This is a genomic window from Methylobacterium ajmalii, from assembly GCF_036448855.1.
GTDB lineage: Bacteria > Pseudomonadota > Alphaproteobacteria > Rhizobiales > Beijerinckiaceae > Methylobacterium > Methylobacterium ajmalii.
The window spans coordinates 1-15,054 of sequence record NZ_JAZFXT010000006.1; the positions used below are offsets into that span (position 1 = coordinate 1).

The 15,054-nt window shown below is 71.5% G+C and carries 14 protein-coding genes and 1 rRNA gene; 10 read left to right on the plus strand and 5 right to left on the minus strand.

What is annotated here, in order from left to right; genetic code table 11:
* Nucleotides 1–91, plus strand: a 5S ribosomal RNA gene (gene rrf, locus V3T34_RS01665); the annotation flags it as partial.
* A gap of 329 nt (nucleotides 92–420) precedes the next feature.
* On the opposite strand, the gene V3T34_RS01670 is transcribed toward rrf, so the two are convergent.
* The 3 genes from V3T34_RS01670 to rpsT all read right to left on the minus strand — a co-directional run bounded on the left by V3T34_RS01670 (nucleotide 421) and on the right by rpsT (nucleotide 4,587).
* Nucleotides 421–2,442, minus strand: a complete 2,022-nt coding sequence (locus V3T34_RS01670; protein WP_305076967.1) for an ATP-binding protein — start codon at nucleotides 2,440–2,442, stop codon at nucleotides 421–423.
* Between the two features lie 133 nt (nucleotides 2,443–2,575).
* Entirely contained in the window at nucleotides 2,576–4,114 is a 1,539-nt protein-coding gene (locus tag V3T34_RS01675; RefSeq protein WP_305076968.1) for a YifB family Mg chelatase-like AAA ATPase, read from the minus strand.
* Between the two features lie 197 nt (nucleotides 4,115–4,311).
* Nucleotides 4,312–4,587 (minus strand): 30S ribosomal protein S20, encoded by a 276-nt coding sequence (gene rpsT / locus V3T34_RS01680; RefSeq protein WP_060848831.1) that lies wholly within the window; start codon nucleotides 4,585–4,587, stop codon nucleotides 4,312–4,314.
* 225 nt (nucleotides 4,588–4,812) lie between these two features.
* On the opposite strand from rpsT, the gene V3T34_RS01685 reads away from it, so the two are divergent.
* The 4 genes from V3T34_RS01685 (at nucleotide 4,813) to V3T34_RS01700 (ending at nucleotide 8,425) form a co-directional block, all read left to right on the plus strand.
* Nucleotides 4,813–5,028: a hypothetical protein gene (locus V3T34_RS01685; RefSeq protein ID WP_060848832.1), complete on the plus strand. Its 216-nt coding sequence runs from the start codon at nucleotides 4,813–4,815 to the stop codon at nucleotides 5,026–5,028.
* A 131-nt stretch (nucleotides 5,029–5,159) separates the two neighbouring features.
* Nucleotides 5,160–5,867 carry a 7-cyano-7-deazaguanine synthase QueC gene (gene queC, locus V3T34_RS01690; protein ID WP_091887498.1) on the plus strand — a complete coding sequence of 236 codons (708 nt, stop codon included), beginning with the start codon at nucleotides 5,160–5,162 and terminating at the stop codon, nucleotides 5,865–5,867.
* A 66-nt stretch (nucleotides 5,868–5,933) separates the two neighbouring features.
* Nucleotides 5,934–7,100, plus strand: a complete 1,167-nt coding sequence (locus V3T34_RS01695; protein WP_060848834.1) for an acetyl-CoA acetyltransferase — start codon at nucleotides 5,934–5,936, stop codon at nucleotides 7,098–7,100.
* A gap of 20 nt (nucleotides 7,101–7,120) precedes the next feature.
* On the plus strand, nucleotides 7,121–8,425 hold the full coding sequence (locus V3T34_RS01700; RefSeq protein WP_305076969.1) for an MFS transporter: 1,305 nt from the start codon (nucleotides 7,121–7,123) through the stop codon (nucleotides 8,423–8,425).
* Here V3T34_RS01700 and V3T34_RS01705 read toward each other — a convergent pair.
* A complete protein-coding gene (locus V3T34_RS01705) occupies nucleotides 8,367–8,639 on the minus strand; it encodes a BolA family protein (RefSeq protein ID WP_048452134.1) in 273 nt (90 codons plus the stop codon). The two genes, V3T34_RS01700 and V3T34_RS01705, sit on opposite strands and share 59 nt — an antisense overlap.
* 134 nt (nucleotides 8,640–8,773) lie before the next feature.
* On the opposite strand from V3T34_RS01705, the gene V3T34_RS01710 reads away from it, so the two are divergent.
* The 3 genes from V3T34_RS01710 (at nucleotide 8,774) to cobT (ending at nucleotide 12,721) form a co-directional block, all read left to right on the plus strand.
* Entirely contained in the window at nucleotides 8,774–9,400 is a 627-nt protein-coding gene (locus tag V3T34_RS01710) for a J domain-containing protein (protein ID WP_305076970.1), read from the plus strand.
* Nucleotides 9,401–9,657: 257 nt separating this feature from the next.
* The gene (gene cobS, locus V3T34_RS01715) at nucleotides 9,658–10,641 is read left to right on the plus strand and encodes a cobaltochelatase subunit CobS (RefSeq protein ID WP_305076971.1); all 984 of its coding nucleotides are present in this window, start codon (nucleotides 9,658–9,660) and stop codon (nucleotides 10,639–10,641) included.
* A gap of 178 nt (nucleotides 10,642–10,819) precedes the next feature.
* Nucleotides 10,820–12,721: a cobaltochelatase subunit CobT gene (gene cobT / locus V3T34_RS01720; protein WP_305076972.1), complete on the plus strand. Its 1,902-nt coding sequence runs from the start codon at nucleotides 10,820–10,822 to the stop codon at nucleotides 12,719–12,721.
* 369 nt (nucleotides 12,722–13,090) lie between these two features.
* Here the strand turns inward: cobT and rpmB are convergent, their stop codons facing one another.
* Nucleotides 13,091–13,381 carry a 50S ribosomal protein L28 gene (gene rpmB / locus V3T34_RS01725; RefSeq protein WP_060848838.1) on the minus strand — a complete coding sequence of 97 codons (291 nt, stop codon included), beginning with the start codon at nucleotides 13,379–13,381 and terminating at the stop codon, nucleotides 13,091–13,093.
* A 384-nt stretch (nucleotides 13,382–13,765) separates the two neighbouring features.
* Between rpmB and V3T34_RS01730 the strand changes: the two genes are divergently transcribed.
* Together V3T34_RS01730 and V3T34_RS01735 are read left to right on the plus strand one after the other, a co-directional pair.
* Nucleotides 13,766–14,716 (plus strand): DUF3108 domain-containing protein, encoded by a 951-nt coding sequence (locus V3T34_RS01730; RefSeq protein ID WP_060848839.1) that lies wholly within the window; start codon nucleotides 13,766–13,768, stop codon nucleotides 14,714–14,716.
* A gap of 6 nt (nucleotides 14,717–14,722) precedes the next feature.
* Entirely contained in the window at nucleotides 14,723–15,043 is a 321-nt protein-coding gene (locus tag V3T34_RS01735; protein ID WP_060848840.1) for a hypothetical protein, read from the plus strand.
* The last annotated feature ends 11 nt before the right edge of the window (nucleotides 15,044–15,054 follow it).

Below are 15,054 nucleotides of genomic sequence, written 5' to 3' on the forward strand. Positions count from 1 at the left end.
GAACCCGATCCCATCTCGAACTCGGCCGTTAACCGCCCCAGCGCCTATGGTACTGTGTCTCAAGACACGGGAGAGTCGGTCACCGCCAGACCTGCCAAGCACGTCACACGTTTCCTCGACACAATCCAAACCACGAAGCCCGCCCGGCTCATGCCGGGCGGGCTTCGTCGTGTTCGTGCCCCCTCCCCCTCATGGCGTTCCCCGCACCATCGCCGCCCCTGCCCGCCGTAGCATCTCGTCGAATGAGTCCAGCCATGCCGCAGGACCGACAGCTCCACCACCCGGCATGACCCGCAACGCTCGCGGTGTTCACGAACAGCCGGAGGACCCGACCGGGGGTAAGCGCGTCGGCGTTACCCGCGGACGGACAGCACGAGGCTCCACATCCAACGGGGCCGAAGCGACCAGGGTCCGCGAAACTCATGCCGCGCGAGCCACCAGGAGGGGCGGCAGGGCCTTGAGATCGAGAGGCTTCGACAAGAAGCCGTCGAAGCCAGCCGCGCGGGCGGCGGCCTCGTCCTCGGCCTGGACGTTCGCGGTCAGCGCAACGAGCCGCAGGCGGGGCAGGTTCCGGTCGATCTCGTGGCGACGAACTTGCCGCGCGGTCTCGAGCCCGTCGAGGATCGGCATGCGGATATCGATGAGGGCGAGATCGAACGGCGTCGGCGAGGTGGCCGCCTCCTGCATCCGTGCCACCGCTTCTGCACCGTCGCGGGCCCACAGCACGCAAGCGCCGAGGCGCTCCAGCGCCTTGGTGGCCAGAAGCGCGTTGATGGGGTTGTCCTCCGCCAGCAGCACCCTTGGCCGATGGGAGGCCGGCCGGATCTGCTCCTTTTTTGCCTGCGGTGCCACGATCCGCGGCGGCGCCGGCTCGGCGAGGCGGGCGAGCAGCGACGTGAGCCGCACCGGCTTGATCAGGTAGCGGTCGAAGCCCGCCGCCGCCGGCGAGCCGAAATCGCGCCGGTCGAACGGCGACAGCAGCACGATGCTGCGGGCGATGCCCGATTGCCGGGCCGCGGCAGCGACCCGGCGGACCGCCACGTCGCCGAGGGCCCGGTCGGCGATCACGGCCGTGAAGGCGTTATCCCTCGACAGAGCCGCCAGGGCCGCGGCCTCGGTCTCCACCACCACCGCGGCGGCGCCGGCCCGTCCGAGGCGGCGCGCGATGTAGGGCGCCTCGAAGGTGGCCGCAGCGACCACCAGCACGCTGTGCCCGGCGAGATCGGGTGCGTCCGGCCGCACCCGGCCGGGACCTTGCGGCAGCGGCAGATGCACCTGGAAGCAGCTCCCCTCGCCCGGCTCCGACACGACGTCGAGACGTCCACCCATGCGCTCGACGAGGCGCATGGTGATGGCGAGGCCGAGCCCCGTTCCCTCGTGGCGTCGGCTGGCGCTGGCGTCGCCCTGCTCGAACTCTTGGAACAGTACCGGCAGGCGGTCCGCGGGGATACCGGGGCCGGTATCGTGGACGGCGAGCGTCAACCCGCCCGGTTCCCAGGCGGCCGTGATGCCGACGCCGCCGGCATCGGTGAACTTCACCGCGTTGCCCGCGAGGTTGATCAGGATCTGCCGCACCCGGTCGGCATCGCCGACCAGGGTCGCCGGAAGAACCTCGATGTCGGCGGCGATCTCGAGGCCCTTGTCCTGGGCACGAGGTGCCAGCAACTCGACCACGCTCTCGACCAGGGCCGTAGGGTCGAACGGCTCCGCCGCGAGGTCGAGGCGGCCGGCCTCTATCTTCGAGAAATCGAGAATGCCGTCGATGAGCGAGAGGAGCGCCTCGCCGGAGGTCTTCACCGCCGCGGCATAGGTGCGTTGCTCGGGGTTCAGGGGTGTTTCGAGCATCAGGTCGGCCATGCCCATGATGCCGTTGAGCGGCGTGCGAAACTCGTGGCTGACGCTGGCGAGGAAGCGGGATTTCGCCACGCTGGCCGCCTCGGCCCGGCTGCGGGCCTCCTCCAGGTAGCGGGCGGACTCGACCCGCTCGGTGACGTCGCGGCCCGCCCGCAGCACCTCGGGCCGGCCGTCGCGCCCGGTGGCCACGGTCTCGACGAAGGCGAACCAGCGCGGGGAGCCGCCGCCGGCGGGCACGATCGCCAGGTCGACCAGGCGGGCCCCGTCCGCCCGCTGGCGCATCTCGTCCGATTCCGCCACATCCACCTCCCGGGTGGTGCCCAGCAGCGCCTCCGGCGTGGTGCCGAGCAGGGCGGCGAAGCCGTGATTGGCGAAGGTGATGCGGCCCTCGGCATCGCGCTGGACCACGAGCTCGATCTGCGCCTCGACCAGGCTGCGGTAACGTTCCTCGCTCTCCGAGGTGCGCCAGACGAGGTCGTGCAGTCGCTCGACCTCGCCGTCCTGCCGGCTCCGGCGCTCGCCGCTCCAGCGCACCGCCAGCCAGGCGAGGGCCGCCGAGAGACCGATCACCGCGCAGAACCACACCATCCCGCATCCTCCTGCGTCCCGCCCGAGGCTAGGCGGCGGAGCTGAAGGATGGGTTGGGAAAGTCGCTGAGCCGCAGGTTCAGCCGACGGCCGGGATTCGAGGGATGCGGATGACGGTTCGTTGACCTCGCGCGTCACGCGGCCGCCGGCCGCCGGTCGCTCCGGCTGCGGTAGGACAGCGCCTCGGCCAGGTGGAGCCGGCGCACCCGGGCCTCGCCGTCGAGGTCGGCGAGCGTGCGGGCGACGCGCAGGACCCGGTGGAAGCCGCGGGCCGAGAGCCGCATCGCGTCGGCCGCGTCGCGGATCAGCGCCATGCCCTCCCCGTCGGGCCGTGCGGCCTCCTCGATGAGAGTCGCCGGACAGGACGCGTTGGTTGTGCCGGCCGGCTGGCCGGCCTCGGCATAGCGCCGCTCCTGCAGGGCGCGGGCCGCAGCGACGCGGGCGGCGGCCTCGGCCGAGCCCTCGTCGGGCGGCGGCAGGATCAGGTCGGCGGCGGTGACGGCCGGCACCTCGATCTGCAGGTCGATCCGGTCGAGGAGCGGGCCGGAGAGCCGGGCCTGGTACTGGGCGACGCAGCGCTCGTTGGGGCCGCGCCGGCAGGCAAAGCCCGGCTCGGTCGCCTGGCCGCAGCGGCACGGATTCATCGCTGCGACGAGCTGGAACCGGGCCGGGTAGGTGACCCGGTGGTTGGCCCGGGCGATCATCACGTTGCCGGTCTCGAGCGGCTGGCGCAGGGAATCGAGCACCTGGCCGTTGAACTCGGGCAATTCGTCGAGGAAGAGCACGCCGCCATGGGCGAGCGAGACCTCGCCGGGCCGCGCACCGAGGCCGCCGCCGACCAGAGCCGCCATCGAGGCGGAGTGATGCGGCGCCCGGAACGGCCGGCGGTTGGACAGCGCACCGTCCTTCAGCGTCCCGGCCACCGACTGGATCATCGAGACTTCGAGGAGCTCGCGGGGCCCGAGCGGCGGCAGGATCGAGGGCAGCCGGGCTGCGAGCATCGACTTGCCGGCGCCCGGCGGGCCGTTCATCAGGAGGTTGTGAGATCCTGCCGCGGCGATCTCGAGCGCGCGCTTGGCGCCCTCCTGGCCCTTGATCTCGCGCAGGTCCGGCAGCACGCCGGCCGGGGCGGCCACCGCCGGCACGGGCCGGGCCATCACCTGCGTGCCCTTGAAGTGGTTGGCGAGCTGGATCAGGGAGCGGGGTGCCAGCACGTCCATGTCGCCGGCGGCCCAGGCGGCTTCCGGGCCGCTCGCCGCCGGGCAGATCAGGCCGAGGCCCCGGGCATTGGCCGCCATCGCGGCCGGCAGCACGCCTGCCACCGCCGTGAGGCTGCCGTCAAGCGCCAGCTCGCCCAGCACGCAGTAGCCGGAGAGCGCGTCCGCCGGCAGGGCGCCGATGGCGCACATCATGCCGAGCGCGATCGGCAGGTCGTAGTGCGAGCCTTCCTTGGGCAGGTCGGCGGGAGCGAGGTTGACGGTGATGCGCTTGGCCGGCAGCGCGAGACCGGAGGCGATCAGGGCCGAGCGCACCCGCTCGCGGGATTCGGCCACCGCCTTGTCGGGCAACCCGACCACCGTGAAGGCGACGGCGCCGGGCGTGATCTGCACCTGGACGTCGACGGCGCGCGCCTCGATTCCCTCGAAGGCGACGGTGGCGACGCGGGTGACCATGCGGGCGGGACTTTCGGGCTGCTGTCCTGCCGCAACGTTAGTGGGCGCACCCACCGGGTACAACCCAGATCTGAAAAACAGTTCTCCGGACACGAAAAAGCCCGGCGCGATGGCCGGGCCATTTCCTCTCGGTCCCCGGACCCCGTACGCCCGTCGGCGCGACGCGGATCCGTGGCGAAGCGTTGCGCTGGCGCGCGTTACGCCTGGGCGGCCTGCAGGCCCTTCACGCGGGCGGCGAGGCGCGAGACCTTCCGAGACGCGGTGTTCTTGTGCACGATCCCCTTCTGGGAGGCGCGCATGATCTCGGGCTCGGCGCTGCGCAGGGCGGTCATGGCGGTGCCGTGATCGCCGGACTCGATCGCCTCCTCGACCTTGCGGATGAAGGTGCGCATGCGGCTGCGGCGCGAGCGGTTGACTGCCGTACGCTTGGCAATCTTGCGGGTCATCTTCTTGGCCGACACGGTGTTGGCCATCGGCGTTCCTCATTCTCAAAGCGAGGCCCGAGCGATCCCGGCGGGATCGTGGCGTCGCGTGTCAGGGCATGGAAGCACGGGCAACCCGCCGGACGAAAGCCCGCAGGTCCGCGATCCGCGGTCTATAGACGCGACCGGGTGGATCGTCAACGCCGGACTCTCTCCGGCATCGGAACACCCTGACGCGTCATTGGTTGAGCTTCTCACAAGACACGGGAGATCACCATGATCCGCTCCGCTTCCCTCCTCGCCGCCGGCCTTCTCGCGCTCGGCGCCGTCGCGGTCCCGCACCAGGCCGAGGCCAAGGGCTGCATCAAGGGCGCCATCGTCGGCGGTCTCGCCGGCAAGGCGGTCGGCCACGGCAAGGCCGGCGCCGCGGCCGGCTGCGCCGTCGGCCACCACAACGCCAACAAGAAGGCGAGCCAGGCCCAGGGCCAGTAAGCGCAGGGTCCTTGGGCGCAGGGTCCTTGGGCGTAAGATCCTTGGGCGCAGGCCGGTAGGCCGCGCCCGGCGACGGGATTATAAGGGGGCGGCTCCGGGAACGGGGCCGCCCTTTCGCGTGTGGAGCCCGCATGACGTCCCCCGACGGCGCCCTGGTCCTGTTTTCCGGCGGACAGGATTCCGCCACCTGCCTCGCCTGGGCCCTCGACCGCTTCGCCCATGTCGAGACCCTCGGCTTCGATTACGGCCAGCGCCACCGCATCGAGCTCGATTGCCGCGCGCAGCTGCGTGCCGAGATGACCCGGATCGTGCCGGCCTTCGCCGGGCGGCTCGGCGACGATCACACGCTCTCCCTCGGGGCGCTCGGAGAGGTATCCGAGACCGCGCTCACCCGGGACACCGCCATCGCCATGGAGGCGGGCGGCCTGCCCAACACCTTCGTGCCGGGCCGCAACCTCGTCTTCCTGACCTTCGCGGCGGCCCTGGCCTATCGGCGCGGCTTGCGCCACATCGTGGGCGGCATGTGCGAGACGGATTTTTCCGGTTACCCCGATTGCCGCGACGACACGATCAAGGCGCTGCAGGTGGCGCTCAACCTCGGCATGGATCGCCGCTTCGTGCTGCACACACCGCTGATGTGGATCGACAAGGCCGAGACCTGGCGGCTCGCCCGCGACCTCGGCGGCGAGGTCCTGGTCGACCTGATCGTGCGCGAGAGCCACACCTGCTATCTCGGCGAGCGCGGCGCGCTGCATGCCTGGGGCCATGGCTGCGGCACCTGCCCGGCCTGCGCGCTGCGTGCCGCCGGCTATGCGCGCTTCCGCGCCGAGGATGCGTGAGCGGCGCTTGCCCGCCGCCCTCCCGTTCGCGCAGAGTGCGCCGCAAAGAATGGGAGGACACCTGACATGACCGCCTGCATCGTCGGCTGGAGCCATACGCCGTTCGGCAAGCACGATTCCGAGACCGTCGAGAGCCTGATCGTCCGCGTGACGAACGAGGCGCTCGCCCATGCGGGGATCGGCCCGCAGGACGTCGACGAGATCGTGCTCGGCCACTACAACGCCGGCTTCACCCCGCAGGACTTTACCGCCTCCCTGGTGCTCCAGGCCGATGACGGGTTCCGGTTCAAGCCGGCGACCCGGGTCGAGAATGCCTGCGCCACCGGCTCGGCGGCGGTGCACCAGGGCATCAAGACCATCGAGGCGAAGCGCGCCCGGGTGGTGCTGGTGGTCGGCGTCGAGCAGATGACCCGCACGCCGGGCCCCGAGATCGGCAAGACCCTTCTCAAGGCCTCCTACCTGCCGGAGGACGGCGACAACCCGGCGGGCTTTGCCGGCGTGTTCGGCAACATCGCCGGGGCCTACTTCCAGCGCCACGGCGACCAGTCCGACGCGCTGGCGATGATCGCCGCCAAGAACCACCACAACGGCGTCCAGAACCCCTACGCGCAGATGCGCAAGGATCTCGGCTTCGAGTTCTGCCGGACCGAGTCCGACAAGAATCCGTTCGTGGCGGGCCCCCTCAAGCGCACCGACTGCTCGCTGGTCTCGGACGGCGCCGCCGCGGTCGTGCTCGCCGACACCGAGACGGCGCTCCGCATGCGCCGTGCCGTCGCCTTCCGGGCGACCGCGCATGCGCAGGACTTCCTGCCGATGTCGAAGCGCGACGTGCTGAAGTTCGAGGGCGCAGCCGCGGCCTGGGCGCGGGCGCTCAGCCAGGCCGGCATCACCCTCGACGACCTGTCGCTGGTCGAGACCCACGACTGCTTCACCGTCGCTGAGCTCATCGAGTACGAGGCGATGGGCCTGACCCGAGAGGGGCGCGGCGCCGACGCGATCCGCGAGGGCTGGACCACCAAGGAGGGCAAGCTGCCGGTCAACGCGTCAGGCGGGCTGAAGGCCAAGGGCCACCCGATCGGCGCCACCGGCGTGTCGATGCACGCGCTGTCGGCGATGCAGCTCTGCGGCGAGGCCGGCGGCATGCAGATTCCCGATGCGACGCTCGCCGGGGTGTTCAACATGGGCGGCGTCGCGGTGGCGAACTACGTCAGCGTGCTCGAGCGCATCAAGTAGGGAATGGGGGTCGCAGGACCATGACGGCGTTCCTGGTCCTGCTGCTCGCCTACACGATCAGCCAGTTCGACCGCGGCTTCCTGGCGATGGTCGCGCCAGATCTGGGGCCCGATCTCGGCCTCGCGCCCTCCGACCTGGCGCTGCTCTCGGCCGGCTGGTTCCTGGCCTTCGCGGTCGGCCAGGTCCCGACCGGGCTCCTCCTCGACCGGATCGGGCCGCGGCGCACCGTGGCGGGGTTCCTGGTGCTGGCGGCCCTCGGCGCCGGGCTCCTCGGGCTCGCCCAGGGCTTTGCCGGTGCCGCCTGCGCCATGGCGCTGATCGGCCTCGGCTGCGCGCCGGCCCTGATGGGCGGGCTCTACCTGTTCGGGCGGTCCTATCCGCCCGAGCGCTTCGCCATGCTGTCCTCGCTGATGATCGGGCTCGGCACCTCGGGCGACCTCCTCGGTTCCACGCCGCTGGCGCTCGCCAGCCACGCCTTCGGCTGGCGCACGATCCTGTTCGGCCTCGCCCTCGTCACCCTGGCGGCGGCGGGTCTGATCCTGTGGCTGATCGCGGATCCGCCGCGTCTGGCCGATCCGGCCAAGGGCTCGGGTAAGGGTTCGGACAGGACATCGGTCTGGCGCGGCTTCGCGGACGTCGCCCGGATGCGGGCCCTGTGGCCGGTCTTCCCGGTGGTGTTCGTGAGCTACGCCGTCGTCATCGCGACCCGCTCGCTCTGGGTCGGGTCGTATCTCGGCGCCGTCCACGGCCTCGACGCGCTCCAGCGCGGCAACGGCACCCTCGCGATGAGCGCCGCCATGGCGGCCGGCGCGATCGGGTACGGGCCGCTGGAGCGGCTGGTGCGCGATCCCAAGCGCACGGCCTTCGCGGGCTGCCTCGTGACCGGGCTGGCGCTCTCAGGGCTCGGCGTGTTCGGCAGCGGCTCCACCGCGCTGGCCGTCGCGCTGCTGGCACTGACCGGTGCGGCCGGCCTGAGCTACGGGATCCTGATGGCCCATGCCCGGCGGTTCTTCCCGGCCCACCTGCTGGGGCGCGGCGTCGCTTTCATGAACATCGTCTTCATGGGCGGGGCGGCGGCGATCCAGGGCCTGTCGGCCCTGTTCGTGCTGGAGACCGGCGGCCTCGGCCCCGACGCGCTCTACGGCCGGCTGTTCCTGGCTTACGGGCTGGCGCTCCTCGCCGCCACCGCGGTCTATGCGGCCGCGCCGCGGGAGCCGGCTTTCGGGTCGCGCGCTTCCGGTGACCCGGAGCGCGGGACGGACGGCGCTACCCCGCCTCCCCGGGCGTCCGCGCCCGCAGCGCCAGGGCGTGGAGCCCGCGCTTGAAGGCATCGTCGAGGAGCGCGTTCACCATGCGGTGGCGCTCGACCCGGCTCTTTCCCTCGAAGGCCGCCGACACCACGTCGAGTCGGAAGTGAGTTTCCCCGCCTTCCCGCCAGCCGGAATGGCCGGCATGCTGGTGTGATTCGTCGACGACGCTGAGCGCCGTCGGCGCCAGCCGCTCTTCCAGCGTCGTCCTGATCCAGTCGCCCAGGCTCATCGCGCACCCGTCCTTAACCTGCTTCGGATCGAGTGGCCGGAGCGGGCATCCCCCGTCAAGCCGTCCGGTTCCGCCTGCGGCATCAGGCCCGGAGCCCTTGTGCCCGTCCCCCCGCCCCTCATAATCGCCCCGTCATGGATTTGAACTCGCCCCTGTTCGACCGCATCCGCATCCGGCCCTCGTGCGACGAGCCGAAGAAGGCCGAGGGTCCGGCCTGCGACCGGCCGGGCTGCACCCAGCCGGGGCTCCACAAGGCGCCCAAGGGGCGCAAGCAGGAGGGCCAGTACTGGCGCTTCTGCATGCAGCACGTGCGCGAGTACAACGCGTCCTACAACTACTTCGACGGGATGAACGACGCCGCCGTCCAGGCCTACCAGAAGGACGCGGTGATCGGGCACCGGCCGACCTGGGCGATGGGCGTCAATCCGGGGGCCAAGACCGGCGCGAAGCCCGACACGCCGCAGCGCGACTGGGACTACGTCGATCCCCTCGGCATCCTGCGCGGCGAGGGCGCGGGCCCCGCCGCCTCGCGCCGCGCCCGGGCCGAACCGCCGACGCCGCGCTACTCGGCGCCGGTGCGCAAGGCGCTCGACGTGCTCGGCCTCGACGAGAGCGCCGACTCCGCGGCGATCAAGGCACAGTACAAGGCGCTGGTGAAGCGCTTCCACCCCGATGCCAATGGTGGCGAACGGTCGTTCGAGGACCGCCTGCGCGACATCATCAAGGCCCACGACACCCTGCGGGGCGCCGGCCTGTGCTGAGCCCGGCCCCGGCCAGGTCGCCGGCTTCCGGGTCGCCGGCTTCCTGGCCGGTCCCGCGCCGGGCACGGATCTCGCATCCCTGATCCGGCGCGAAGGGGGGTCGAAACGCGGCGCCTGCCCCATATATCCGGGTCAGGCACGTTTGCGCCGGCTTCCCCCGCAGCTTAAGGACAAGCGGCGCCCGCCGGTCTCCTCCGCGCCGTCGCGACATTCGCAGGCCGCCCATGCCGGGCCGGCCTGCCCCGACGAGGCTCCGTATGCTTGCTGATGACACGCCACCCGCACTCCCGGACACGACCGTCTCGGTGCGCAAGGTGTTCGGGATCGATTCGAACCTCGAGGTCCCGGCCTTCTCGGCCACCGACGAGCACGTGCCGGATCTCGATCCGGACTACCTGTTCGACCGCGAGACCACCCTGGCGATCCTGGCCGGCTTCGCCCGCAACCGCCGGGTGATGATCACCGGCTATCACGGCACCGGCAAGTCCACCCACGTCGAGCAGGTCGCGGCCCGGCTGAACTGGCCCTGCATCCGCATCAACCTCGACAGCCACGTCTCGCGCATCGACCTCGTCGGCAAGGACGCGATCGTGCTCAAGGACGGCAAGCAGGTCACCGCCTTCCAGGACGGCATCCTGCCCTGGGCGCTGCAGAACAACGTCGCGCTGGTCTTCGACGAGTACGATGCCGGCCGGCCGGACGTGATGTTCGTGATCCAGCGCGTGCTCGAGGTGTCGGGCCGCCTGACGCTCCTCGACCAGAAGCGGGTGATCCGGCCCCATCCCGGCTTCCGCCTGTTCGCCACCGCCAACACGGTCGGCCTCGGCGACACCTCGGGCCTGTATCACGGCACCCAGCAGATCAACCAGGGCCAGATGGACCGCTGGTCGATCGTCACCACCCTCAACTACCTGCCGCACGACCGCGAGGTCGACATCGTGCTCTCCAAGGCGCCGCATTACCGCGGCGAGGGCGGGCGCGACATCGTCAACAAGATGGTGCGGGTGGCCGACCTCACCCGCAACGCCTTCATCAACGGCGACCTGTCGACCGTGATGAGCCCGCGCACGGTGATCACCTGGGCCGAGAACGCCGACATCTTCAACGATATCGGCTTCGCGTTCCGGGTCACCTTCCTCAACAAGTGCGACGAGCTGGAGCGCGCGCTGGTGGCCGAGTTCTACCAGCGCTCCTTCGGCAAGGAGCTGCCCGAGAGCGCGGTCAACGTCGCGCTGAGCTGACGGCGCCGAACCCATCGTCCGACGGCCGGGCCCGGTCCCGTTGCGCGAGCGCCCGTCAGGGTGCCCGCGCGCGGAACCGGGCCTGGCCGGGACGACGATGGTGCCTCCCGGGCGCTCGTGCGGCAGGCCTCGATGCTGCATCCCTTCGACCTCGACTCGCTGAAGAAGTAGCCGCGCCATGTCCATCTCCAACCGCAAGCCCGGCGAGAAGCGCGAGTCCGTCGCCGAGCCGCTGAAGCGCTCGGTGGCCGGGACGTTGCGGGCCATCGCCCGTAAGGCCGAGATCGAGGTCACCTTCGCGACCGACCGGCCGGCGCTCACCGGCGACAAGGCCCGCCTGCCCGAGCCGCCGCGCAAGCTGTCCCCCGGCGACGTCGCGATCCTGCGCGGCCACGCCGACTCGATGGCGCTGCGCCTTGCCTGCCACGACAACGCCGTCCACCGCCGCCTGGCACCCGAGAACGCCGCCGCCCGCGCGGTCTACGACGCGGTCGAGCAGGCCCGGGTCGAGGCGATCGGCTCTCGCCGGATGGCCGGTGTGGCCGGCAACCTCACGGCGATGCTGGAGGACCGCTACCACCGCGGCGGCAAGTACGAGGAGATCACCGACCGGGCCGACGCGCCGCTGGAAGATGCCGTCGCCCTGATGGTACGCGAGCGCCTGACCGGCCAGGCGCCGCCGCAGGCCGCGCAGCGCATCGTCGGGCTGTGGCGCGAGTTCATCGAGGATCGCGCCGGGCGCAACCTCGACGGGCTGATGGGCACCATCGAGGACCAGCGCGCCTTCGCCCGCTCGGTGCGCGACCTGCTCTCCTCCCTCGACATGGCGGACGAGGCCCCACTCGACCCCGACGACGAGGAGAACGACGACGAGAACGAGGCCGAGTCCGACGAGCAGCAGGCCGGCGAGGGCGAGGCCGAGCAGCAGAGCCAGGGCGACCGGGCCGAGATGGAGGTCTCGGACGAGGCCTCCGACGAGATCGAGGAAGGCGCCACCGAGGCCGCCGACGCGCCGTCGGGCGAGTTGCCGGAGGATGCCGAGGACGCCGATTCGGAGGAAGCCTCCGAGTCGTGGCGCCCGCCGGGCCCGCGGGCGAACGAGCCGCGCGGTCCCGACTACAAGGTGTTCTCGCAGAAATACGACGAGGTCATCCACGCCGAGGACCTGTGCGACGCCGACGAGCTGGCGCGGCTGCGCTCCTACCTCGACAAGCAGCTCGCCCACCTGCAGGGCGTGGTCGGGCGCCTCGCCAACCGCCTGCAGCGGCGGCTCCTGGCGCAGCAGAACCGCGCCTGGGAGTTCGACCTGGAGGAAGGCCAGCTCGACCCGGCCCGCCTCGTGCGAGTCGTGATCGACCCCCATCAGCCGCTCTCGTTCAAGCACGAGAAGGACACCAACTTCCGCGACACGGTCGTCACCCTGCTCCTCGACAATTCGGGCTCGATGCGCGGCCGGCCGATCACCGTGGCGGCGACCTGTGCCGACATCCTGGCCCGCACGCTGGAGCGCTGCGGCGTCAAGGTGGAGATCCTCGGCTTCACCACCCGGGCCTGGAAGGGCGGGCAGTCGCGCGAGGCGTGGCTGCAATCGGGCAAGCCGCCGACCCCGGGCCGCCTCAACGACCTGCGCCACATCGTCTACAAGTCGGCCGACGCGCCGTGGCGGCGGGCGCGCAAGAACCTCGGGCTGATGATGCGCGAGGGCCTGCTCAAGGAGAACATCGACGGCGAGGCGCTGGACTGGGCCCACAAGCGCCTGCTCGGCCGGCCCGAGCAGCGCCGCATCCTGATGGTGATCTCCGACGGCGCCCCGGTCGACGACTCGACCCTCTCGGTCAACCCGGGCAACTACCTGGAGCGCCACCTGCGCTACGTGATCGACGAGATCGAGACCCGCTCGCCGGTGGAGCTGCTCGCCATCGGCATCGGCCACGACGTGACCCGCTACTACCGCCGGGCCGTCACCATCATCGACGCCGAGGAGCTCGGCGGGGTGATGACCGAGAAGCTGGCCGAGTTGTTCGAGGAGGATGGCGGCCCGGTGCCGAGGCGCAGGATGGCGGCCGGCGGACGGCCCTGACGGTCAGCGCCGTCCTCCGAGCCTGATCGACCGATTCACCGATCGATCGGGCACGACCGCCTCGAACTCGCTGCGTTATCCTGAGGCTCGCCGCTGGCAAGAACCCGGGATCCATAACTGCTGGCCATGCAAGAACCAGGTGATCGGCGTTCCGCCTCCTCCTGTACAGTCAGCGATTATGGATCCCGGGTTCCGCTGCGCGGCCCCAGGATGACGATGGAGGGTATGAAGTCCGCTGGTGGACGCGAACGACCCGAAAAGCGTATCGACGGCCAACGCGAAAAACCCCCGGGTGCCAGCGGCACATCCGGGGGTTTTTCGTCGTCGTCCCGAGGAAGGAGGCGCCGGGCGCCTCCACCGCGAAGAAGATCAGGCCGCCTCGGCCAGCTTCTTCTCGATCTCGCGCTTCAGCAGGCGGGCGTTCTGGGACAGCTCGGTCTCGCCGGCCTTGACCAGGAACGCGTCGAGGCCGCCGCGGTGTTCGACCGTGCGCAGGGCGTTCGCCGAGACGCGCAGGCGGACCGAACGGCCGAGCGTGTCGGACAGCAGCGTGACGTTGCACAGGTTCGGGAGGAACCGGCGCTTGGTCTTGTGGTTCGAGTGGCTCACGAGGTGGCCGGTGAGCACCCCCTTACCGGTGAGCTCGCAGCGACGCGACATGGTCTTCTATCCTCAACTGGTCATCGTTCGGCGAGGGACCACGCAACGCGAGAGCCGGGCGTGCTGCGCACCCCGGCATGAACCGGACCCCGCGAAGTCCCTGGAAAGCACGCGCCTATAGAGGGGGAAGGCGGGTCCCGTCAAGGCGGGAGCCGCCGATCGCGAGGGGCGCAGGACCTCGACGGCTGCGATTGTCGCAGCCCACGGGCATCCCGGTCAAGCGATCCGGGCGATGCCGGCCGGGGGCGCCGGCCGGGCCGGGTCCGGTCGAGGATGCGGGGCCGCGCCGGCGAGACGATCCGTTAACCCTAACCGCGCCACGATAGGGCCAGATTCTCCCCGCCTCCTCGGCGGCAGGCGACGGCGATCGAGATCGGTTCCCGCATGCGTTCCAAGCCCTTCCACCCGACAAGGGCCTTCCTCCCGACACGGGCCTTCCCCTCGGCTCGGGCCCTCCTCCCGCTCGCCCTGGCGGCGGCACTCTCCCTCCCGGCCGGCGAGGCGACCCCGGCCAAGGCCGCGCGCAGCCGCGCGCCGAAGGCCGGAGAGACCGCCGTCACGGTCGATTACGGCATCATGCTCGCCGGCGTGCCGATCGGGACCGCGCAGGTGACGGGGGCGATCGAGGGTCCGCGCTACACGATGGACGTCAGCGCCCGCCTCACCGGGCTCGTCGGGGCGATCACCGGCGGCTACGGCTCGGGCCGGGCGAGCGGCACGGTCACGGCCAAGCCGGTGCCCGCGGCCTTCGCGCTCTCCTCCCACAGCGCCAGCGCCTCGATCACCGTGCGGATGGCGCTCGCCCGCGGCAACGTCGTGGCCTCCGACATCGCCCCGCCGCTGGTGCCGGACCCCGAGCGCGTGACCGTCAGCGAGGTGCACAAGCGCGGCGTCATCGACCCGGTGAGCGCCCTGATGATGCCGGCGCAGGGGCGCGGCGAGCTCATCGACCCGCAGAACTGCAACCGCACCATCCCGGTCTTCGACGGCGCGAGCCGGTTCAACGTCGTGCTGAGCTACGGCGAGACCCGCAGCGTCCAGAAGCCCGGCTATGCCGGGCCGATCCTGGTCTGCAACGCCCGGTACCAGCCGATCGCCGGCCACAGGCCCGACCGGCCGGGGGTGAAGTTCATGGAGGACAACACCGAGATGTCGGTGTGGCTCGCCCCCGTCGAGGGGACGCGGGTGCTGCTACCGCTCCGCATCGCGGTGCGGACCCAGCTCGGCCTCAACATCATCGAGGCGACGCGCTGGTCGCGCAGCGGGCAAGGGCCGGCCGAGGCGGTGGCGCAGGCCGCCGCCCAGCCGGTCGAGACCCCGACGGACGGGCGCTGAGCACTGATGCGCGCGCTCGCCCTCCTGCTCCTCCTGGTGCCGGCCCCGGCGCTGGCGAACGGGCCCGATTGCGGCGGCGACGCCTATTCCTCGGCCGTGGTCGGCCCCAACCCGCCGGGGCCCCTCACCGCGGTGCCGGACACGCTCTGCGCCGATCTCGAGCCCGGGCCGGCGGCCGGCACGCGGATCGAGGTGATCGCCCCGGGCCTCGCCCCGCCCTACGGCGATCGGCCGCCGCCATATGGCGATCGGTACGCCCCCGCCCCATATGGGGGGAGGCCGCCGCTGGGGCCGCGTCCGCCCTACGGTCGCGGTCCGGAGCGCTGACGGGGCCGCGG